The sequence below is a fragment of the Bacillus sp. FSL H8-0492 genome (genome assembly GCF_038006145.1).
Lineage (GTDB): Bacteria > Bacillota > Bacilli > Bacillales > Bacillaceae_G > Bacillus_A > Bacillus_A mycoides.
Genome location: NZ_JBBOUP010000001.1, coordinates 4,235,285 through 4,255,604, shown reverse-complemented (window position 1 = coordinate 4,255,604; position 20,320 = coordinate 4,235,285). Strand labels below are relative to the sequence as shown.

Genomic DNA, 20,320 nt, shown 5'->3' with positions numbered 1-20,320 from the left:
AGGTGCATATGATTAGTCAGTTTGCAAGTGGTGGGGGGAGGATGTTACGTTGCGGATACTTTGTTCTCAATTAAGATGTTATTCAAGTGAAGCAAGATGGCTTATACGTAACGCTAGATGAAAGTAAAACTGCGAAAAGAACGTTTACACATCCAGAAACAGACGAGGTAATAGAACTTTACTTCCAGAAAAGAAATGGTTAACTGGGAAATTCAGTAATAGCAAGCAAACGTGATTCCGGTTAGGCTCGAACTCACGACCTCCACCCTGTCAAGGTGACGCTCTCCCTGCTGAGCTACGGGAGAAACGTTGATTTAAAGGGGTTTTCACAGGTTTGTATAAATGAAATTCCATTAAAAAAGCAATGGTTATTGTAAGTTCTGTGACCATTTGTGACCACAAAATTATGTGCTTAGTTGTCTGTATATGAGTTTGTTTATTTGTAACAGTTATTGAAATGTCGATTATAATATATTGTTTTATAAGATTAAAATATTGATAAATATAGGAACTTCCTATACAAGGATAACCAAATTATTCTAATTTTTTATGTAATTTTTGGTATAATAAGATTCTAAAAGGTTGGTAAAACATTACAAAATATAAAACGAATTGTTATATCTGATTAAAATAATTTAATGTGTATTATTGAGGAGTAAATTTTTTAAAAAAACATGGAAGGAGTATAGATATGTCAAAGAATCAGCTAACTAGAAATATGGAGAAATTATTAAAAAAATTAAAAAAAAGCCTGAAACAATCCGATATAGATAAGGCAAGTATATATCTAAAACAGGGATGCGAAATTAGTGGTTCAACTTTTTTTGTCGTACTAAAAAGTAACGTATATGATATGTTCGGAGAAGATTACAAAAGAGTCTATGAATTTTTGGAGTTAATAGAAAAGGATGAATATATTTGTTCTAATTTTTCTAATGAAGCGTTGGATTTCTGTCAAAATATAAAAAAAATATACAGGGATTTTTTACCGGTTTATCAAAAATCAAGAGAAAATAAGAATCAAATGATAAATGAGTTACTTAGTAAAAATAAAAAGGACATAAAAAATGTACTATATTATTTTGAACAATTGATTTTCCAAGAATATAAAAGGCATTCAAATGAAAAGTGTTTAGAAATATATAGTCAATTTTTATACGACACTAATTTATTAGCTGATAGCATAGAATTAGAGAAAAAGCAGGAAATTAGGTGTGGAAATAATAATGAAGAGTTTGTAAAAAGGCTAATAATGGAATACGGCTTGATAATAGAGTTTAAGAATAACTTTTTTGATTTATTAAGTGGAAGATACAATTTTTCATTAAATGAAAATTGTTATATTTTCGAATCCTCCGATAATAATCTCGACTTAGTGACGATTTTATATGAGGCTAACAGACAACAGCGAAGAATGATATCTTTAGATAGAAGAGGTGAGCGATTTACCCGGTCATTATTCAGAAGAACAAGTTTAGAATTTCTGTATAAAGATTTTGGATATAAAGTAGATGATGAAATAGAAAATGGTATTACTATTCAAGATATTTATAATGTCTGGGATAGTATTTGCGAATTTGTTGATAATATTAATACATCTAAATCAACTTGGTTAAGGATAAATTATGAGGGAATTATCAAAAAGGATTTTAAAAAAATTATTTCAAAGGAACAGTTTTACAAAGTTCTTGAGAACTATTTTGTATCGAATATAGAGAAAGTTGATTTGTACTTGTATCCTGTTCAAAAGTATAAATCTCAATATTTGATTTTAAATTGGGGCACAGATATTGAATTTACATATTTGCTAAATAATATTGTTCCTAAAGCCATAGATAAGAAGTTTTATGAAGCTGAACTTATAGATGATTTAAAGGTAGTAAAAGAGTTACTGTTTAAGAACAATAACGAATTTTTAGTCTATCCAAAGAATATAGAGTTTAAAGATTTATCAATAGAGATTGATTTGATGTTTATGTATGACAAAACATTATTTATTGCTGATGTCAAACACACTATGAAGAAATTTGAAAGTATAAGTAATTTAAGAAAATTAAATTATACATATGATGGCATTATACAAGTAGATTATATTTGTAAATTTATTGAAAGAAATAAAGATTTATTTATTGCTAAATTAAAAAAAGAAAAGAATATTGATGTACCTGATTTCGAAGAGGTAAAGGGATTTTTATTAACAAATGAAGGGAAGTTTTCTGGAGTACATTTAAATAAAAATGTTCCCATTTTAACTCGAGAAGATTTCTGGAGATTTTTTGCTTATCCTGTTGTTTTAATCCAGGATATAAATAGATTAAGCAAGACAGGGGTTAATTTTATAATAAAGCATTGGTGGGATTTTTCTAAGGCACCTAGTTTAGAAAATTTCTTGAATTATCTAGCTAATCCTTTTAAAGATAATTTTGCTTTTAAACAATATACTGTTATGGGCGAGGAGGCTTTTTATATAGCTGGAAAAAAACTAGTTTATAAAAAGTACAAGATAAATTATCAGGAACTAAATTCTTTTTCTAAATATAGAGAAAAAGATTATGGGGTGTTAATTGAACAGAAGATTAATAATATGAGGAATAAAGGTGTAAATGAATGGATAGATGCTTTTTATGTAATAGATTTTACTAAAAAGAAATTGGTGAGTACTGTTAAAGATGTTAAAGACATTAACTATTGGATGGAACTCCAAACTGAATTTTTTAAATTTGATGACACATCAAATAGAAAATAGTAGCCGAAAAGATACCGTATGTACATTAGTTTTGTGTTTTGGGGTGTGGAGTATTGCTATTTTTATATTGAGTAATGAAAAATTATTAATGTAACAATATTTTTAGAAGGATATGAAAAAATGATTGAACAAATATTTTTATTTTAAATTCTGTGAGCTAATTGAATGATAAGATAGCCTCTTAGATATTGATATATAAGTGTAAAAGTCCCCTCTTAATAATAAAGAAGGGACTTTTTGTGAAATTGTATTTGTAGGTGGGAAGACATTAAATCTTAAGGAGAATTACTGTTTAATTTAAACCATTTTGTGTTTTAGATTCCAATTTATTGTTATAAAAGCTTAGTAGTGCGATACCTTTACCAGATAAAGATTCAAATTCATATATTTTATAATTATAACTTTCGGAGGTTAATTTCCCTTCACCATCAATAGGTTTTATACATTCCTCATATGTCATACCCAATTGTAGTTGTTGAAATTCATCTAATGTAATATAAGCATATCGGTTTTTCGCTTGGGGAAATTCAAAATATTATATTGCAGCGTGATGTAGAGACTGAAGATTTTTTAAGACAAATGCATTTTCAAAGAGAAGTGCTTTTGGCAGAGCAAGAAAGAATTGCGAAGGTACTTTCGCATATGGATGAGATGACGAAGAAGTTTCAAAAGGAAGAAAGAGTGGATATCGCTTTGTTTTCTTCGTTTCTTCAAACTTTTATATGGGAAAAAGAAAATAAAGAATGGTTAAGGGAACACTTATCAAATGAGAGTGTTCAAGTGTTTTATAACAGTAAGGAATTAAAAGAAAAGTTTGATCAGCGCTTTATGGATGTGATAGGGAAGTTGAAAAGATATAAGGAAGAGGAGAAGGATCCGAGTCATCATGATGTTCAAGTTACTTTGAAGGGATTTTTCAATTTAATAGAAGAGATAACGAATTATCTTGATACCCCTCAAGGTGATATAGAGGATATAATCAAACAATCTAAAATCCCATGGGCGAATTCCCCGCTCTTTTTACGAGTGAGGAAGAACAGTATATAAAAGAAGCGATGAATAAAATATAGCCTGTAAGTAGACAGTTTCCCCATTAGTAATAAAATAGGGAAGCTGTCCTTCTATTTTATTAAGCCTAAAAACTATTCTCGATATCATATTTTATCCTTTTTTCATTGAGTATCATCGTAAGATAAATTCTTCTGTTTTTTTACCTTTATAAGTATTTTTACAGGTAGTTCATTTGATGAATTTCAATTTGTATTATCTGACAAATTAATTAAATAATTTATAGAAGAAAAACCAAACGGAGGGAAACCCCCATGCCAACCTACAACAAACTAATCCGAAAAAAATCCCACAAATAATAAAAACCAACGGAAAAACACCCACAACAAGAATTCTATCCGAAGACGAATACATAAAAGAAATCTGCAAGAAAACACAAGAAGAACTAACGGAATACATCGAAGCAAAAACAAAACCCCACAAACTAGAAGAACTATCCGACCTATTAGAACTAATAAACGCCCTAGCCGAACTCGAAGGCACAACACTAGAAGAAATCAACAACATCCGTAAAAAGAAAGCAAAAGAAAGAGGCGGCTTCTCAAATCGAGTTTTCCTAATCAAAGTAACCGATAATTAGCCCTCATAAGCCCCTTCCATACCCCTTACAAGCCCCTATCAAGTAATAAATCACTAAGAAAAAACACAACAAAACAAAAACACCAACAAACACCGTAGTAGTAGTAGTCAAAAAAATTTTGAAATAACACGCCAAAAACCGGGCCCTCCTTCCTATATATAGTACAAAGAGGAATTTTCATTTTTGAATGGAGACGGGAGGAACTTTGATGGCGGTGTATCGTAATGTGCAGGTGAATTTTTGGCAGGATGATTTTGTTTTGGATTTGACGCCAGAGGAGCGGTATTTTTATGTTTACTTATTAACTTGTTCGAAGACGACGCAGTGTGGTATTTTTCCTTTCCCGAAGCGGTTAGCTGAGATGGAGACGGGTTATAATCGGGAGACTGTTGATAAGCTTGTGCAGCGTTTCATTGATTATGGGAAGATTCTTTATGATGCGGATACACGAGAGTTATTCGTTTTAAATTGGCTTCGTTATAATCCGGTGACGAATACGAATGTGGAGAAGTGTGTGCTTCGTGAGCTGAAGGGTGTGAAGAATAAGGAGTTTGTACATATGTTTCTTCAGAAGTGTAAGGAGGAGGAACTGAATGTTCCGATGCTTTTAGCACATTTTGGTATGCCTGGTGATTTGGCTATCCACGATGTTGATCCAGTTTGCGATGAGACAGAGGAAGAAGAGGTTATAGAGGAAGAAACGGGAAGTAAGGTGTTCACGTTTTATGAACAACATTTTGGTAGTTTGTCTCCGTATACGGTAGAGGAATTGAATGCGTGGATGAATGATTTGTCAGAGGAGCTTGTGCTGAAGGCTCTTCAAATTTCGTATGAGAATAAAAATCGGAAGATGGCTTATGTGAAGGGGATTTTGCGGGGGTGGCACGGGAAAGGATTTACGAAATTGTCTGAGGTTGAGGCAGATACGGCTCAGTTTAGGAAGAAAGGGTCGTCTGTTAGTACTGGGGAGACGGAGAATTTTTTGGCGAAGTGTGAGGAGTGGGAGAAGAATGTGCCGTCAGAGGAAGAGTTGCAGCGCTTTTTAGCGGAACGCGGGTGGCGGCCATGAGTATTCAAAATGTGGAGGCGGAAAAGACGGTGCTAGGTTCTCTGTTACTTGATGGAGAGCTTATTAAGGAGTGCCGTTTGACGGAGCAGTATTTTTCTATGCCAGTGCATAAGTCTATATTTCAGTTAATGCGAAAAATGGAAGAAGAGGGGCAACCGATTGATCTTGTGACGCTCATTTCTAGAGTAGATCCGAATTTTTTGAAGGGGATCGGAGGAATGGAGTATTTTATAGGGTTAATGGATGGTGTGCCTGCGACTAGCAACTTCTCTTATTATGAGGGGCTTGTTCGAGGTGCATGGAAAATGTATCAGGCTGGTGTTCTTGGGCGCAAGATGGGAGAGCGTCTTATTGCGGAGAAGAATGAAAAAATTATTGGTGAGACGATTACGGAGCTTTGTGAGTTAGAGGAAAAGGACTATGTATGTGAATTTGATTTGAAGGATGCGTTAGTTGGGCTATATGAGGAGCTTCATCAAGATACGAAAGAGAATACTGGTATTGAGACTGGTTATACATCGTTAAATAAGATGACGTGCGGATTACAGGAAGGTGATTTTGTCGTTCTTGGTGCGCGTCCTTCTATGGGGAAGACTGCGTTTGCGTTAAATGTTGGGCTACATGCGGCGAAGTCTGGAGCGGCAGTTGGGCTGTTTTCATTAGAGATGAGCAGTAAGCAATTGTTAAAAAGGATGGCGTCTTGCGCGGGCGAAGTGTCAGGAGGTAGGCTGAAAAATCCGAAGCATCGTTTTACGATAGAAGACTGGGAAAAGGTGAGTAAGGCGTTTGCGGAGATTGGTGATTTGCCACTTGAAATTTATGATAAGGCCGGTGTTACAATGCAGGATATTTGGATGCAGACTCGTAAGTTAAAGCGGAAGCACGGTGATAAAAAGCTTTTAGTCATTGTGGATTATTTGCAGCTCATTACGGGTGATCCGAAGCATAAGGGCAATCGATTTCAAGAGATTAGTGAAATTTCACGTAAGCTTAAGTTGTTAGCGCGTGATTTAAATGTTTGTATAGTGGCGTTATCGCAATTGTCTCGTTCCGTAGAGTCACGTCAAGATAAGCGACCACTTTTGTCTGATTTAAGAGAGACGGGACAAATTGAGCAAGATGCGGATGTCATTATGCTTATGTATCGTGAGGATTATTATGATAAGGAAACGATGCAGAAAGAGATGACGGAGATTCATGTGGCGAAGCATCGGAATGGACCTGTGGGGAGTTTTAAGCTGAGATTTTTGAAGGAGTTTGGGCGGTTTGTGGAGGGGAATAGTTAAAAGACTGGAGTATCACTTTGTAAATAAAATAAAGCATAAGTGTTCTATTTCATTAACTTATGCTTTATTTTTTGATTCTTTCAATATGCTTCTTATTTTTCCATAAAGAAAGATTTTCTCTCTGCAGTAATCCATTGCTGCAAATCATCTTGGCTACGTCGGACAAGTCGATTTACTAAAACATCATGCCACACATAATCCTCTAATAGGTATATATGAACAGGGTCATCTGTATAAAAAGCAATATTACGCTCCTCAAGTGATGGTCCATAAATCATCTCTTTAGAATCTATCGACAAAATAAACCAATGTTCTGTAGACCGGGTTTCGGTATAAGGTGTTATACGGTGGGTTTCTAGATTTTTAATGGGATTTTCAACATGTAGGGTAATACCTTGTATTGTAACTTTATCAGCTACTTCAGATAGATCTTCTTTTAACGCTTCATACATCTCATCCCACATTGAAATGATAATACGTCGTTCTGCTTTTTTTATTAATGCCTGACAATAGCTAATGATTGTTTTATTGTCTTTTAAAGTAATCACTCGATTATCCATTTTTTCCTCGGAAGTTTCTAGTTTTTTTAATGAATCACTGATTCCTTCATAAGTAGACTGCCATTCTGATTGAGCCTTCTGTAAAAAGATTTCAACAGGTAGAGGTGAATAGCGAGTGGTGTCATTTATTTCTTCCTTCATGACAATTCCTTTTTCTACAAGGTTACCTAAAATCTCATAAATTCGCGCTCTTGGGACACCTGAATCCTTACTCACTTGGTAGGCTGTGACAGGCCCCTGTTTAACAAGAGATACATAAGATTTAGCTTCATATTCATTGAAACCAATTTTTTTTAGCTGTTGCACTATGTAGTCCACTTTTTTCGTCCTCCGATGTTTGCTTTTATATTTTAACGTTACAATAACTGTTTACATTTAGCAAATTATTAGTTACTATTCGGATAGTGACTAAAGGGGAGGTTAACAATATGGATTTTTATTTAGACCCATCCGTATTAATTATTTTGATTGCTTTTGGATTTTTAGCTGCATTTATTGATTCAGTTGTAGGTGGTGGTGGACTCATTGCCTTACCTGCTTTATTATTTACAGGATTGAATCCAGCAAGTGCAGTAGCTACGAATAAACTAGCGTCGACAATGGGGTGTGCAACTAGTAATATTGTGTTTTATCGTTCTGGTAATCTTGATTTGAAATCGGCGTTTAAATTAGTTCCACTCACTTTCATAGGTTCCATAATAGGGGCATGGACCGTTCATTTAATGAACCCAGAACTACTGAAGCCATTGATGCTGATCATGCTTGGTGCGGTCGCTATTTATACGATATTTAAAAAGGATTGGGGTAGTATTTCCACTCATAAGAAATTGTCTGGTCGACACGTCATTATTTTTACTTTCTTTGTTTTTGCTATTGGCTTTTATGATGGATTTCTAGGTCCTGGAACAGGTTCGTTTTTAATGTTTTCTCTTTTATTTATTGGGTATGATTTTTTAAAAGCAGCAGGTAATGCGAAGCTTCTTAATTTAGGAAGTAATGTTGGTGCATTGTTGATGTTTATGTATGTAGGGCAAGTGAATTATGCGTATGGTTTTATAATGGGGATTGCTCAAATTGCTGGAGGGATTGTTGGCTCCAAATTTGCTATAAAAAAAGGAAGTGGTTATGTTCGTGCCCTTTTCATTACAGTAACTTGTTTATTGTTAGCGAAAAATCTTTATGATTATATTCATTAAGTAATTTTCAACATTTTTTAGATGCTACCTCATTCGAAGATAGCATCTAAAAAAAGGTCATTTAAAAGAAAATTTAAGCTAAGAGAATGAAAATAATACAAACGACTATTTTCGGGGTATGTTTAACTATCTTAATAAAATACTTACTCCACATTCTTCTTATAATTAACCCGCAACAACCCCTTAAAATCCACCTCAGCAATCAATACACTTACTAATATAAGTGTCGCCCCTAAGTATCCTTTCCCTGTGAGAGTTTCACCCGTGAAGAAGAAGGCAAATCCTGCTGAAAAGACAGGTTCTAATGAAAAGATAAGACCCGTATGTGTGGGTGTAGTGTATTGCTGGGCGATAACTTGCACAATGAATGCGACTGCGGTGCAAAATATGCTTAAGGCTAAGATTATTAGCCAGGAGTCGATAGTGCTAGGAAGTTTTGGAGTTTCCATCACTAATGAAAAAAGAAGACTAAATAGGCCGACAAAACCTAGTTGTATTACTCCAAGTGCAATTGAATTCACATGTTTTGTTACGCTTCCAGTAATGATGACGTGAATCGCATAAAATAAGGCAGACAGTATGCAAAATATATCGCCGTTACCGATCTTGAATTCACTAGTTAATGTTAGTAATCCGATTCCTATTATCGTTAACACAATTCCTAATATAACTTTCTTTTCAGGAATGTGTTTTAAAAATATAGCTGATAATATCGGAATGAAAATGACTGTGAGACATAGTAAGAAACCGGCATTAGACACGCTTGTATACTTTGTACCGAAAGTCGCGAAAATATAGACGATAAATAAAACGGAAGCTAGTATAAAAGCATATTTTACAGTTTTTAAATCGACTTTGAATAAATGTTTGTAAAATATTAAACCTGATAAAAGAAAGGCAATAATAAATCGCAATGCGATTAAATTATATTCTTCTATGTCATCAAGACCAACCTTTGTAAGTAGGATGGATGCACCCCAAAAAAATGTAACTAGTAGTAGCATTAAATCAGCTTTTAATTGAATTTTCATTTCTATTCCCTCGTTATGTATAATTTATGATCCCATACCCCTATCCCCATTGTTTATTTTAATATTAATTCTGAATATTTGGAACAAAAATTTATCGACGTTTAATTCTATAGTTACGCATGACTTAATGTTATCTGCCGCGAAAACATTAGCGGAGTTAAATCCGAAAATGACATTCATTTACGTATCTGGTAGCGGCACAGATAGTACGGAATCAGGACGTACAATGTGGGCAAGAGTGAAGAGACGAACGGAAAATGAATTGTTACGTTTACCTTTCAAATCTGTGTATATGTTTAGACCAGGATTAATCATTCCGGCAAATAGTGTGAAATCAAAAACGAAATTGTACCAATTGATGTACGATGTGATGAAGCCTTTTAATCCACTATTGAAGCGATTCGGCAGTGTTATAACTTCTGAGCAATTGGGAAGAGCTATGGTGCGAGTTGGGAAAGAAGGGTATTCTAATTCAATCATTGAAAGTTCGGATTTGAAGAAGATCGGTAAATAATAGTGTGTATATAAAAGCCTGGTTTAGAAGGGCTTTTTTTTCTATGTAAAATTTCATTTGTTTTGTTTACATAATATCTTAACAACCGTTTGGTAAAATATATTTAACTGCATATTGTGAGGGTGGGTGGTTATCCCTTCTTTCTATTTGGAAGGAAAGGAGGTGATAATATGGAGTTTTTGTTTGATCTTGTAAAAGAGTTTGTGAAAGCGACTGTACGTGAAGTTTCAGCGTATTTTTTGCGGAAGCAACTTCTGGATAAGGACAACAAAAAACCCACTCCGCGCCGTAGGAAGCAGAAGGGTGGGTTTCGTAAAAAGAAATAACTTATAATAACCACCACCCTATACGGTAGCAGTTAGGGAAGAGATGTTAGCGCATCTCTTCTTTTTATTATATGCAATTTCATTCGATGTCACACTTATATAGTATTCTACTGAAAATATATCATATGTCTATTTTGGGGTCAATTTGATTACATGATCTAAAAGTTGTAATACTACTCCTTTTCAAACTGAAAAATATCCCGGTTAATGAGTTGATGGAAGTGCCTATCCATTTCTGCCGCAGAAACTTTTCTTTCATTTTGAAACCACCATGTGCTTAATGAGGTGATTACTCCTGAATAAAATTCAATGATTAAATCATTTGGCATCGTATGGTTTTTGCAAAGTTGATTTAACGCTTCTGTTTCTTGTTTTCTTGTTTCGTGACTTAAATAATGTATGCGGCTATTAAATTGTTCATCAGACATTTGCGTCTCTAATATTTTACCGATTTCTTCATGATGTAGGAATTGTTCCATTACTTGAAATGGCTTACTTAATCGATCTGAAATCGGTATTTCAGTAATCATCTCGCCATATCGTTTAAACCCAAATGCTAATAAAGCATCTTTATCTTCAAAATGTTTATAAAAGGTTGTTCGGTGTACCATCGCGCGATCACATATTTGGTTAATGGTGATAGAACTATATTTCTGTTTTGATTGCGTCATTAATTCAAATAAGGAATCCCATAGTAATTTATGTGTACGTCTAATACGTAAATCAAGCTGTTTTTCACTATCGTTCATCTACAATTCTCCTTTTTTGTAGATTAAATATACAATGGCTTTAAATTGATTCTCCCTTTTTAATCTACATATGTATATTATATTACATGTGTTCCGGTGTATTTAAAGCTTTTTAAGTAAAAAAACAGGAGGAGAATCAATACATGAATATGACAACTAAGAGCCCTACAAGTGGCAAAGTTGATACTTCTAATATGAAACATACCCCGATTTTAATTGCATTACTTTTAGGGGCAATGGTTGCATTATTAAATGAAACGTTACTGGGTAATGCGTTAACGGTATTAATGAAAGAATTTGACGTAACAGCTTCAACTATTCAATGGCTTTCTACAGCTTACATGTTGGTGGTTGGGGTTTTGGTCCCAATTACAGCGTTACTTCAGCAATGGATCACAACGAGACAAATGTTTTTGATCGCGATGGTAACATTTTTAGTCGGTACATTAATTGCGGGATTCGCACCGACATTTGCCGTTTTGTTAGTCGGGCGTATTGTCCAAGCAGTAGCGACGGGGTTAATTTCACCGTTATTAATGAATACGATTTTAATTATTTGTCCACCTGAAAAACGTGGTGCCACGATGGGATTAATCGCACTCGTTATGATGTCAGCCCCAGCAATTGGTCCTACATTATCTGGAGTAATTGTTGATTCACTGAATTGGCGCTGGTTATTCTACTTTGTCGTTCCGATCGTAATTATTTCCATTGTAATTGGAATGAAGTACATTCAAAATGTTTCAGAGTTAACAAGGCCAAAAGTAGATTATCCATCTATTCTTTTATCAACATTAGGCTTCGGCGGGATTGTGTATAGCTTTAGTGCATCCGGTGATTTAGGCTGGTCCGATCCGAAAGTGTATGGTGCTTTAATTGTTGGGCTTATATCACTATGTATTTTTGTCGTGCGACAATTAAAAATCGATAATCCAATTTTAGAACTACGTGCATTTAAAGTTCCGATGTTTACAATATCAGTTGGATTAATCGTCATTGTGATGATGTCCTTATTTTCAACGATGACTTTATTACCGATGTTCCTGCAAACAGTTTTACTCGTTACAGCCTTTAAATCAGGACTAATAATGCTTCCAGGAAGTATTATTAGCGCCATAATGGGACCAATCGCAGGTAAACTATTTGATAAATTTAGCCCGAAAGTTGTTATTGTTCCCGGTATTGTGTTAGTAGGGATTGCAATGTTCTTATTTAAAGGCATTACTCCTGACACATCAATGGTACAAATTATTGTCATGCATAGCGTATTAATGGTCGGACTCATGTTTGTAATGACAGCACAAACATATGGGTTAAATCAATTAACACCAGATCTATATCCGCACGGAACAGCGCTGTTTAATACGTTACAGCAAGTAGCTGGCGCAATTGGTACGGCTATATTTATTTCGAAAATGTCTTCAGGAACAACTAAGTATATGGAAAGCTCAGCAAATCCAATGGACCCAGTAGAGAAGTTAAACGGTTTAACATCTGGATTCCAAGGTGCATTTACACTTGGATTAATTTTTATCGTTATTGCTTTTATCGTATCGTTGTTCTTAAAAGAAGAGAAAAAGGAAGTAAAGGCAGCGCAGGTTTTACAGAACGAGAATTAAGGTTCATATAAAAAGACATCTTTACGATTAAAGATGTCTTTTACATTTCCTCCGTAACATCATACCGTAACAACTGCCCCTGGTCATAAAACTTCTCAAAAATAAGACCCATTACATAGAAGAATACTAGACCGAAGCCAATATGAATAAGTGTAAATGTCGCTCCAAATGAAGAAAATTCATACACCATAATTGGTAATTTCGCAGTTGTCCAAACGCCTAAGAAAAATACGATGTATCTAATACTTGCGCCTTTTTTTAATAGTAGTGCTGCAATTGGGAAGGCAACGTAGAGAGGACCAGCTGCAATGCCGCCTAATAATAGAGAGAATAAGATTCCGTATACGCCGGAATTTTTGCCCATATATTTCATGAGCGTTTCTTTCTTCACCCATTGATCAAGTAATCCTACAAATATGAGGACAGGGGGAAGGAGAAACAACATATCTAAAATGCTATTCCCTGTTAATTGTAATGCGCTCCATCCTAAAGATTGATTTATAAAAGTTAATACAAAGAGTCCCAGTAATAAGATGAAAAAGAAGCGATATCTTTTTAGTTCTTTCATACCATCACCACCCAAATGATATAGGAGAATAGGAGGGACATGAGCAATGCAGATGCATTACGTGCGTAAGCAAAGCTTCGTCCGAATATCTTTTGTTCCATCGGTAAAGTTGTAAGCCCTACTGACATGAGTGTAGACATAAGTGCCGCAACTTGAGGAAGGCCTGCACCGTGTTGGACTAATGTATTGCCGAGTGGAAATACGACGAAGCTTGGAATAAGTGCAACGGAGCCGAGTATCGCTGAATAAACAATGCCGATGAATCCAGATTGCTCCCCAATAATGGAAGAGATGAAAGACGGCGTTAATATAGAAAGCGATAAGCCAACGAAAAGCATAATGGAGAGCATCGCAGGTAGAAGATTGCGAAACATTTTCCACGACTTCATTAGAGCTTCTTTCGTTTTATTGCGGTCTTTCATAAAAGAAATCCCCGTAAGAATAATGGCTAAAGTGTAAAGGATAACGCCGTTAATCATGATTGGATTCCTTTAAGTCTTTATATTTGTCTATGAAAAAGGATAAGTTCTTCATTTTTTCTTCAATATCCATTTGGAAATCTGCCAGTTGTTCCTTTCCAGCAGGGGTAATTTTGTACATCTTTCTCGGTTTGTCTTGATGATCTGTACTTACGTAAGATTCAATTGCACCTTCGTTTTCTAATTTCTTTAGCGTACGATATAAAATGGCGCTATCGATTGGATTAACTGGAAGTTCTTCCTCGCACTTTTGCAATAATTGCCCGCCATAGTCATCACCTTCTGCCAAAAATAACAAAAGAAATGCACCTGTATGTCTTCCTGTATGTTTCATGGATATACCTCCTTGAATGAATTAGAATTAATACTGTTAATGACAGTATACTGTTGTTAACAGTATATGGTGCATGAAGTGCTATGTCAATTTTAATGTTATATGTACTGAAAAAAAGGTAAGAAAATTTGTTACGAGGAAAGCGTAAATGAGAATGAAATAAAGGAAGCGGAGGGTATTTAAAATGAAACGTACAACAGAATTGGTATTAGGACTGATTGGTGGAGTTGCTTCCGCTGTGGAGGTAGAAGGGGCAGGTAGTGTTATAGGTTTAGGGTGAGGAGCAGTTGTTTGTACATTAGATACTTCTTTTTTAGATAAAATAAAGCTTGCGATTGAAATCAAAATAGCTAATCCAGCCATATAGTAGCCATTCGCATATGCTTTGTTTTTTTGAATATGTTTCTTATTCTTCCATAAAGAAGGATCTTCTCTCTGTGGTAATCCAGTGTTCTAAGTCATCTTGGCTGCGTCGGACAAGGCGATTTACTAAAACATCATGCCACACATAATCCTCTAATAGGTATATATGAACGGGGTCATCTGTATAAAAAGCAATATTACGCTCCTCAAGCGATGGTCCATAAATCATCTCTTTAGAATCTATCGATAAAATAAACCAATGTTCTGTAGAGAGGGTTTCTGTATAAGCTGTTATACGATGGGCTTCTAGATTTTTAATGGGATTTTCAACATGCAGGGTAATGCCTTGTACTGTGACTTTATCAACTACCACAGATAGATTCTCTTTTAACGCTTCATACATTTCATCCTACATCGAAATGACAATACGTTGTGCTGCTTTTTTTATTAATGTCTGACAGTAGCTAATGATTGTTTTGTTGTCTTTTAAAGTAATCACTAGATTATCCGTTTTTTCCTCAGAAGTTTCTAGTTTTTTTAATGAATCACTGATTCCTTCATACGTTAAAAATCAAAAAAGATTACATAGTGTTGGGAACCTTAAAGGATTTCCCAACACTATGAAAAAAACGCCTATTTCATATAGACGTTTTTTTCATAAGATTTGCTTTACAATATCTTTAATAATTAGGCTGAATATATCCCAGTTTTATACCCTTAGTAACAGCTTCTAAAGAGGATGAAACATCTAATTTATCAAACACATGTTGAATATGATTAGAAACTGTACGTTCACTGGCGTATAACATAGAAGCTATTTCTTTACGTTTATAGCCATCGCATAGTAATTGCAAAATTTGTTTTTCACTATTGGTCAATTCCTCTACATTTTCTGTAGATATTGGAAAGTGATATGCGCCTTTATTAATTTCATTTAATATTTGTAGTAACGCCTCTGGTAAAATATTCTTATTAATAAAACCACTTACACCTAATTTTTGAGCTTCATACTGGTAAACAGGTAAGTCATAACCTGTCAATATAACTATTTTTGTATCACATTTACTATCCAAAATGATTTTTGCCACCTCTAAACCATCTTCACTGCTGATGTTACTTAAATTAATATCTAATAAGGTGATGTCTGGTTTAAATTCATTGATAATTGTAATGACATTTTCAATATTTTGTAATGAATGGAATTGATCTATTTCGGAATAATCCTCCAGAGCTATTTCTAAGCTTTTTGCAAATAAAGCATGGTCATCTATTAATAAAATGTTCATAGGAATCGTCTCCTTTCATGGGAATAAGAATAGTAATACATAAACCAGAAGGGTTGTAATCTGAAATTGTCATTTTACCGTTTAATAAAAATAGTTGTTCTTTAATTGAGTTCAATCCTCTATGCTCAATAAGAATGTTGGTTTGAGTAGGTGATAGCCCCTTTCCATTATCTTTTACTACAAGTTTGATTTCGTCATTCTCTTGTGTCAAATGCAACATTAACTTTGAGCATTGTGAATGTTTGAATGCATTTGTTACCAATTCTTTTAAAATTCGGTATACAACAAGATGATAGGGTTCAACTAAAAATAAATCTTCATTACACTTAAAGGATATATCAATGTTTTTCATTTTATATTTTTGTTGTATCATTTCAAGTAAATTGCTATAGTTTTCTTTTAATGTGAGTGTTTTTAATAGAGTTGGATGATACTCTTGCATTTGCATGCGTATTGAGTGGTTTAAGTTATCTAGTGTTTCTACTATTATTTCATGAATTTCTTTTTTGCTAGATTTATTCATCATATTTTTAACAGCTAAAATGTCTTGTAATATTTCATCATGTAAATAATCAGAAAAACTACTTTTTAACTTTTCTTCTTTAGCTATTTGGATAAGGTTATGCACATAAGAATTTTTTGGTAAAGTTTTTAGTTCCTCTGTATTTAAGTTCGAGATAGTGTTTTTTGTGTCTTGGAATAATAATGTGAAATAAAGTTCGATGAACCAAATAATGGTATGTATAATTATAAAATAGGTAATCATATTAAATTTAAATAATACTCCGAGTAAGCTAATGAAAATAAGGAAACATAAAAACATTAAAGCAATTTTACTTTTTTTTAAAAGAAAATATTTTCTCATAGATATATGATTTTTAAAAGCTATTGCATGAATACTAAATAAAGGTAACAAAATTATAATATACCATCCTAAGTTACTTAAATATTCCGGACGCTCTGCAAAGAACACGGCATATAAAATAAAAGGGAGAATAAGAACAGTAACAGATTTGAGCAAGTGCTTTTTTTCACTTTTAAAAACAAAGTTAATTCGTTTTCGATGCTGGAGGAACAGATAAATAATGCAACTAAAACTAATAAGCCATTGAAATGAATATAGAATGGAAAAGATCCTATCGCTTATCAAGTTCGCAACCAATGTTAATAGACATATAATTTGTAAAATCCAATCTTTCACTTTTTTATAATCATAGGTAGAATTTTGAAAAAAGAAAAGGAGTAAAAATTGGACGATTTGATATAAAATTAATACACTAAGTAGCATACTAAGTGTTTGAAAGATTGGTTCTTCATGAAGAGTGAGTAAAAACTGCCATGAAGCGAAAAAAATTAAGTTAGAAAATTGCGATAATGTGTTATTGTTTTTTAAGTTTACAAAACTGATATATGCACCATAGGTGGACATTATTGTTATAAGCATTAATGGGAGCAATTTTGCTGTTCCGACAATAGTATTTGTTGAAAATTCGTAACATAAAAAAATAATCATACAAAGTTGATTAATTAAAATCAAAATTTGTTTTTGTTCATAGTATTTTTTCATAAAATCACTTGCCTTTACTAGATTAAATACAGATAAAGCTGATGTTTGTTGACTATCATCAGCTTTATCTGTAGATTTTTTAATTTTTCTTATTAAATATAATTTTATAACATGCTCTTTTTGTTAACAAATAATAAACGATATAAACGACAGTAAAAATAATTACTGCAAAAAGAATAGGTAATACAAAGGCACTGCTTTTCCCTAATAGATCATCCATTAAAGCTGTTTTATAGGCTATTAATGCAAAAATACTATGTGTTAATCCTAATACATAGGGAATACTAAATAATGTGAAGATTTCTTTGCTTATTATTCTTTTTATCTTTTTCTTGTTATATCCCATTCTTTTTAGTATTATAAATTCACTTTTATTTGCCATCGTACTTGAAAGGTTATGAAAATAAAGGATACTGCCTGTTGCAATAAAAAAGATGATAGTAACAAAGCTAATGAGCAAGAATGTTGAACTGTTCTGTTGAATAATATAATCATTTTTTTGGTAACTACTTGTAAAATAAATATTATCTTTAAACAGTGGAGCTAATTTTTCATAAACTTCTTTGTTATCCCTCATATCTACGCCATTAAAACTTATTATAGTTTTTTCTGTAAGTCCTAGAGTTGTTATTTCTTTATAAAGTTGATCCGAAATAATAAGCGTTCCTACACTATTTGCAAAGCCAATTGGATTAAGTAATGTAGTCTCTTTTATTTTTACATCTACGTTAGTTGTAGGTGCTAAGTTTAAAGTATATATTTTCCCTTTATCTATATTTTCTTTTTCAGGTCGATATTTTACTAGAATGCTTTCATTTTTAGCTAAATTATCAAACTCTACTTTTTTATCTTGAATATGTATTAACTTCCTGTAAGCTGATTCAGAGATAAGATCAAATCCGTGTTCCTTCTTTATACTATATTCTTTAGGTAAATTTGTAGAATTAGATTCCCCGTGGATAATAGTTGTTTCTGTGTATTTTGTATTTTCTTTACCAAAAGTATCTTGTACAGTTTTAATTGCCTTATTAGTTAATTCTTTATCTTCCAAAGGAAACTCAATAGCTGATGGCACGATACGTTCTGTAGCGGCAACTGGATAGTAAAGTGTCAGTAGAGTAGAACTAAATATTGCTAAAGTTCCTGCGGTTAATAAGGTTAACAAAATTAAGGTTTTTGCTTTTGAACGGATTTTAAATATAAAGTTTGGAATGATAATAATATTCGATTCCTTATAAAACCATGTTTTATTTTTCTTCAGCTTTTGAATAACATAGGGTAAAAAAGAATGAATAAAGAAGATCGTCCCTAGTATTACACTTAACATTGTTAGAAGAGCGATTGGTGAAAACCCAATTGTTTTCCACAGGGATTCAGTTCCTCTTGTAATATCTATAGCTAAGTAATAACCGATTAAAATCAAGAATAATCCTAGTAAGGAAAAACTTGTTTTAATTTTCACTTTCTTTTCTTCTTTCTTTTCCATGCGGACTAAATTTAGTAAAGAACTCTTTCGAAGAATAATCCAGTTTGATAAAGATAGCACAGAAAGAACAGCAAAAATAAAAGTAAAAGTGAATAGTACTGCATTAGGATTAATAAGTGGTACTTTAGAAGTATCGATTTGTAATTTTAGTAATGTAATTATCGCTGCCACAATTCCTTTATGGACAATAGAACCAAAAGCAATTCCTACAAGAAGAGCAGCAAGACAAATTATAATATTTTCAAAAGTTAACAGTTTTAGCATTGTTGATTTTCGGTATCCTAAAAGTGAATAAATTCCAAGTTCTTTCATTCTTTTTTTCATAAAGAAAGTATTAGAGTATGACATATAGAATAGTACAAATGCCATAACAAAGATTGCCACTGTTTTGGACATTGTTTCTACTCTACCATCAGACGAAATTTTTTCCATGACAATGTCGTTCATGGAAAAAGAAATAAAGGAGAAAAACACCATTAATACAAAAGCTACTGATATGAAATAGAATGAATAGAAAGAAAAATTATTTTTTAAATTCTTTTTTGCTATTGTAAATAATCCCACAGTCCTGCCTTCCTTTCATACTCCTAGTTATATCGATTTTCATCAATTTTAGAGATTTCCTTTAAAATCTCTTCAAAAAATTCTTTTCTATTTTGTTCATTTCTTCTTAATTCTTTTATAATATTTCCATCCTTGAATATTAAAATTCTACTTGAAAAACTTGCTGCATAGGCATCATGAGTAACCATTAAAATTGTAGTTTGAAGTTCCTCGTTTACCTCTTTTAATTTTTGGAGTAGTTCTGTTGCAGAATTTGAATCTAACGCGCCTGTAGGTTCATCTGCAAATAAGATACTTGGCTGCTTCGCAAGAGCTCTGGCTGCTGCAACTCTTTGTTTTTGTCCACCAGAAAGTTGACTAGGGTATTTTTCTAATTGCTCAAATATTCCAAAACGCTTTGCTAAATTTTCTATTGTTGATTCAATTTCCTTTGGGGATTTTTTTAACAGAGTAAGTGGAACGGCAATATTTTCTTTTACTGTTAAACTATCAAGCAGGAAATACTCCTGAAAAATAAAACCTAAATAATCCTTCCTAAAATCTGCAGATTTATTGTTGTTAAGAGTTTGGATATTGACTCCGTTTATAAAAACATCACCATCTGTAGGTGTGTCGATAGTGGATAAGATATTTAACAAAGTCGTTTTTCCAGATCCAGAAGCCCCCATAATACCCACAAACTCGCCCGCTTTAATATCAAAAGATACTTTATTAAGTCCTGGTAATTGATTTTTGTGATAAATCTTTGTCACATTTTTTGCAGATACTAATGCATTCATCATACTTTCTCCTTTCAAATTATTACTACATTCAGTTTAAGAGTTAATATATAAAGATTCGTGAGTAAAAAACGCAATATTCTATTCGTATACCTTGCTCTATTCTTATTTAGTTCATCTTTACTTTCACAACTTGCATTAGAATCACTA

At 33.2% G+C, this 20,320-nt stretch carries 17 protein-coding genes, 1 tRNA gene and 4 pseudogenes; 10 read left to right on the top strand and 12 right to left on the bottom strand.

Annotated features, from left to right (window positions below; translation table 11 throughout):
- Positions 1 to 74: 74 nt before the first annotated feature.
- A pseudogene (locus MHH66_RS21870) lies at positions 75 to 200 on the top strand (nuclease domain-containing protein); the annotation flags it as partial.
- Positions 201 to 235: 35 nt separating this feature from the next.
- On the opposite strand, the gene MHH66_RS21865 reads toward MHH66_RS21870, so the two are convergent.
- Positions 236 to 301 (bottom strand) — tRNA-Val (locus MHH66_RS21865).
- 390 nt (positions 302 to 691) lie between these two features.
- Between MHH66_RS21865 and MHH66_RS21860 the strand changes: the two genes are divergently transcribed.
- The 5 genes and pseudogenes from MHH66_RS21860 to dnaB all read left to right on the top strand — a co-directional run bounded on the left by MHH66_RS21860 (position 692) and on the right by dnaB (position 6,749).
- Positions 692 to 2,746 carry a hypothetical protein gene (locus tag MHH66_RS21860; RefSeq protein WP_078184566.1) on the top strand — a complete coding sequence of 685 codons (2,055 nt, stop codon included), beginning with the start codon at positions 692 to 694 and terminating at the stop codon, positions 2,744 to 2,746.
- Positions 2,747 to 3,241: 495 nt separating this feature from the next.
- Positions 3,242 to 3,816, top strand: a pseudogene (locus MHH66_RS21855) (MerR family transcriptional regulator); the annotation flags it as partial.
- A 252-nt stretch (positions 3,817 to 4,068) separates the two neighbouring features.
- Positions 4,069 to 4,394, top strand: a pseudogene (locus MHH66_RS21850) (nucleoside triphosphate pyrophosphohydrolase).
- Between the two features lie 208 nt (positions 4,395 to 4,602).
- Positions 4,603 to 5,463, top strand: coding sequence for a DnaD domain-containing protein (locus tag MHH66_RS21845; protein WP_078184567.1), 861 nt, complete (start codon positions 4,603 to 4,605; stop codon positions 5,461 to 5,463).
- Positions 5,460 to 6,749 (top strand): replicative DNA helicase, encoded by a 1,290-nt coding sequence (dnaB, locus tag MHH66_RS21840; protein WP_078184568.1) that lies wholly within the window; start codon positions 5,460 to 5,462, stop codon positions 6,747 to 6,749. Before MHH66_RS21845 ends, dnaB begins: the two co-directional genes overlap by 4 nt.
- Positions 6,750 to 6,841: 92 nt before the next feature.
- Here dnaB and MHH66_RS21835 read toward each other — a convergent pair whose 3' ends face one another.
- Positions 6,842 to 7,627, bottom strand: a complete 786-nt coding sequence (locus MHH66_RS21835) for a TrmB family transcriptional regulator (protein WP_078184569.1) — start codon at positions 7,625 to 7,627, stop codon at positions 6,842 to 6,844.
- Between the two features lie 110 nt (positions 7,628 to 7,737).
- On the opposite strand from MHH66_RS21835, the gene MHH66_RS21830 reads away from it, so the two are divergent.
- Positions 7,738 to 8,505: a TSUP family transporter gene (locus MHH66_RS21830; RefSeq protein ID WP_078184570.1), complete on the top strand. Its 768-nt coding sequence runs from the start codon at positions 7,738 to 7,740 to the stop codon at positions 8,503 to 8,505.
- Between the two features lie 143 nt (positions 8,506 to 8,648).
- On the opposite strand, the gene MHH66_RS21825 is transcribed toward MHH66_RS21830, so the two are convergent.
- Complete coding sequence (locus tag MHH66_RS21825) at positions 8,649 to 9,536, bottom strand: DMT family transporter (protein WP_078184571.1); 888 nt, start codon at positions 9,534 to 9,536, stop codon at positions 8,649 to 8,651.
- A 127-nt stretch (positions 9,537 to 9,663) separates the two neighbouring features.
- Here MHH66_RS21825 and MHH66_RS21820 point away from each other — a divergent pair, with 127 nt between their 5' ends.
- Entirely contained in the window at positions 9,664 to 10,050 is a 387-nt protein-coding gene (locus tag MHH66_RS21820) for a hypothetical protein (protein ID WP_235676407.1), read from the top strand.
- A gap of 170 nt (positions 10,051 to 10,220) precedes the next feature.
- Positions 10,221 to 10,376 (top strand): hypothetical protein, encoded by a 156-nt coding sequence (locus tag MHH66_RS21815; protein WP_016128825.1) that lies wholly within the window; start codon positions 10,221 to 10,223, stop codon positions 10,374 to 10,376.
- Between the two features lie 173 nt (positions 10,377 to 10,549).
- On the opposite strand, the gene MHH66_RS21810 is transcribed toward MHH66_RS21815, so the two are convergent.
- Entirely contained in the window at positions 10,550 to 11,125 is a 576-nt protein-coding gene (locus tag MHH66_RS21810; protein ID WP_078184573.1) for a TetR/AcrR family transcriptional regulator, read from the bottom strand.
- Positions 11,126 to 11,268: 143 nt separating this feature from the next.
- Between MHH66_RS21810 and MHH66_RS21805 the strand changes: the two genes are divergently transcribed.
- On the top strand, positions 11,269 to 12,744 hold the full coding sequence (locus MHH66_RS21805; protein WP_078184574.1) for an MDR family MFS transporter: 1,476 nt from the start codon (positions 11,269 to 11,271) through the stop codon (positions 12,742 to 12,744).
- Positions 12,745 to 12,784: 40 nt separating this feature from the next.
- Here the strand turns inward: MHH66_RS21805 and MHH66_RS21800 are convergent, their stop codons facing one another.
- The 8 genes and pseudogenes from MHH66_RS21800 to MHH66_RS21765 form a co-directional block, all read right to left on the bottom strand.
- A complete protein-coding gene (locus MHH66_RS21800; protein WP_078184575.1) occupies positions 12,785 to 13,312 on the bottom strand; it encodes a permease in 528 nt (175 codons plus the stop codon).
- The gene (locus tag MHH66_RS21795) at positions 13,309 to 13,791 is read right to left on the bottom strand and encodes a hypothetical protein (RefSeq protein ID WP_078184576.1); all 483 of its coding nucleotides are present in this window, start codon (positions 13,789 to 13,791) and stop codon (positions 13,309 to 13,311) included. The genes MHH66_RS21800 and MHH66_RS21795 overlap by 4 nt, the downstream gene beginning before the upstream one ends.
- On the bottom strand, positions 13,784 to 14,125 hold the full coding sequence (locus tag MHH66_RS21790) for a PadR family transcriptional regulator (protein ID WP_078184577.1): 342 nt from the start codon (positions 14,123 to 14,125) through the stop codon (positions 13,784 to 13,786). Before MHH66_RS21790 ends, MHH66_RS21795 begins: the two co-directional genes overlap by 8 nt.
- 406 nt (positions 14,126 to 14,531) lie before the next feature.
- A pseudogene (locus tag MHH66_RS21785) lies at positions 14,532 to 15,053 on the bottom strand (TrmB family transcriptional regulator sugar-binding domain-containing protein); the annotation flags it as partial.
- 115 nt (positions 15,054 to 15,168) lie between these two features.
- The gene (locus MHH66_RS21780; protein ID WP_060489073.1) at positions 15,169 to 15,774 is read right to left on the bottom strand and encodes a response regulator transcription factor; all 606 of its coding nucleotides are present in this window, start codon (positions 15,772 to 15,774) and stop codon (positions 15,169 to 15,171) included.
- Positions 15,752 to 17,341: an ATP-binding protein gene (locus MHH66_RS21775; protein WP_078184579.1), complete on the bottom strand. Its 1,590-nt coding sequence runs from the start codon at positions 17,339 to 17,341 to the stop codon at positions 15,752 to 15,754. The genes MHH66_RS21780 and MHH66_RS21775 overlap by 23 nt, the downstream gene beginning before the upstream one ends.
- A 79-nt stretch (positions 17,342 to 17,420) precedes the next feature.
- The gene (locus MHH66_RS21770; RefSeq protein WP_078184580.1) at positions 17,421 to 19,391 is read right to left on the bottom strand and encodes an FtsX-like permease family protein; all 1,971 of its coding nucleotides are present in this window, start codon (positions 19,389 to 19,391) and stop codon (positions 17,421 to 17,423) included.
- A gap of 23 nt (positions 19,392 to 19,414) precedes the next feature.
- Positions 19,415 to 20,170 (bottom strand): ABC transporter ATP-binding protein, encoded by a 756-nt coding sequence (locus MHH66_RS21765; RefSeq protein ID WP_060489079.1) that lies wholly within the window; start codon positions 20,168 to 20,170, stop codon positions 19,415 to 19,417.
- Between the last annotated feature and the right edge of the window lie 150 nt (positions 20,171 to 20,320).

Bases quoted from the DNA above. Each gene is read 5' to 3' on its own strand.
- MHH66_RS21860 (WP_078184566.1), top strand. From the start codon at position 692: ATGTCAAAGAATCAGCTAACTAGAAATATGGAGAAATTATTAAAAAAA.
- MHH66_RS21845 (WP_078184567.1), top strand. From the start codon at position 4,603: ATGGCGGTGTATCGTAATGTGCAGGTGAATTTTTGGCAGGATGATTTT.
- dnaB (WP_078184568.1), top strand. From the start codon at position 5,460: ATGAGTATTCAAAATGTGGAGGCGGAAAAGACGGTGCTAGGTTCTCTG.
- MHH66_RS21830 (WP_078184570.1), top strand. From the start codon at position 7,738: ATGGATTTTTATTTAGACCCATCCGTATTAATTATTTTGATTGCTTTT.
- MHH66_RS21825 (WP_078184571.1), bottom strand. From the start codon at position 9,536: ATGAAAATTCAATTAAAAGCTGATTTAATGCTACTACTAGTTACATTT.
- MHH66_RS21820 (WP_235676407.1), top strand. From the start codon at position 9,664: ATGTTATCTGCCGCGAAAACATTAGCGGAGTTAAATCCGAAAATGACA.
- MHH66_RS21815 (WP_016128825.1), top strand. From the start codon at position 10,221: ATGGAGTTTTTGTTTGATCTTGTAAAAGAGTTTGTGAAAGCGACTGTA.
- MHH66_RS21810 (WP_078184573.1), bottom strand. From the start codon at position 11,125: ATGAACGATAGTGAAAAACAGCTTGATTTACGTATTAGACGTACACAT.
- MHH66_RS21805 (WP_078184574.1), top strand. From the start codon at position 11,269: ATGAATATGACAACTAAGAGCCCTACAAGTGGCAAAGTTGATACTTCT.
- MHH66_RS21800 (WP_078184575.1), bottom strand. From the start codon at position 13,312: ATGAAAGAACTAAAAAGATATCGCTTCTTTTTCATCTTATTACTGGGA.
- MHH66_RS21795 (WP_078184576.1), bottom strand. From the start codon at position 13,791: ATGATTAACGGCGTTATCCTTTACACTTTAGCCATTATTCTTACGGGG.
- MHH66_RS21790 (WP_078184577.1), bottom strand. From the start codon at position 14,125: ATGAAACATACAGGAAGACATACAGGTGCATTTCTTTTGTTATTTTTG.
- MHH66_RS21780 (WP_060489073.1), bottom strand. From the start codon at position 15,774: ATGAACATTTTATTAATAGATGACCATGCTTTATTTGCAAAAAGCTTA.
- MHH66_RS21775 (WP_078184579.1), bottom strand. From the start codon at position 17,341: ATGAAAAAATACTATGAACAAAAACAAATTTTGATTTTAATTAATCAA.
- MHH66_RS21765 (WP_060489079.1), bottom strand. From the start codon at position 20,170: ATGAATGCATTAGTATCTGCAAAAAATGTGACAAAGATTTATCACAAA.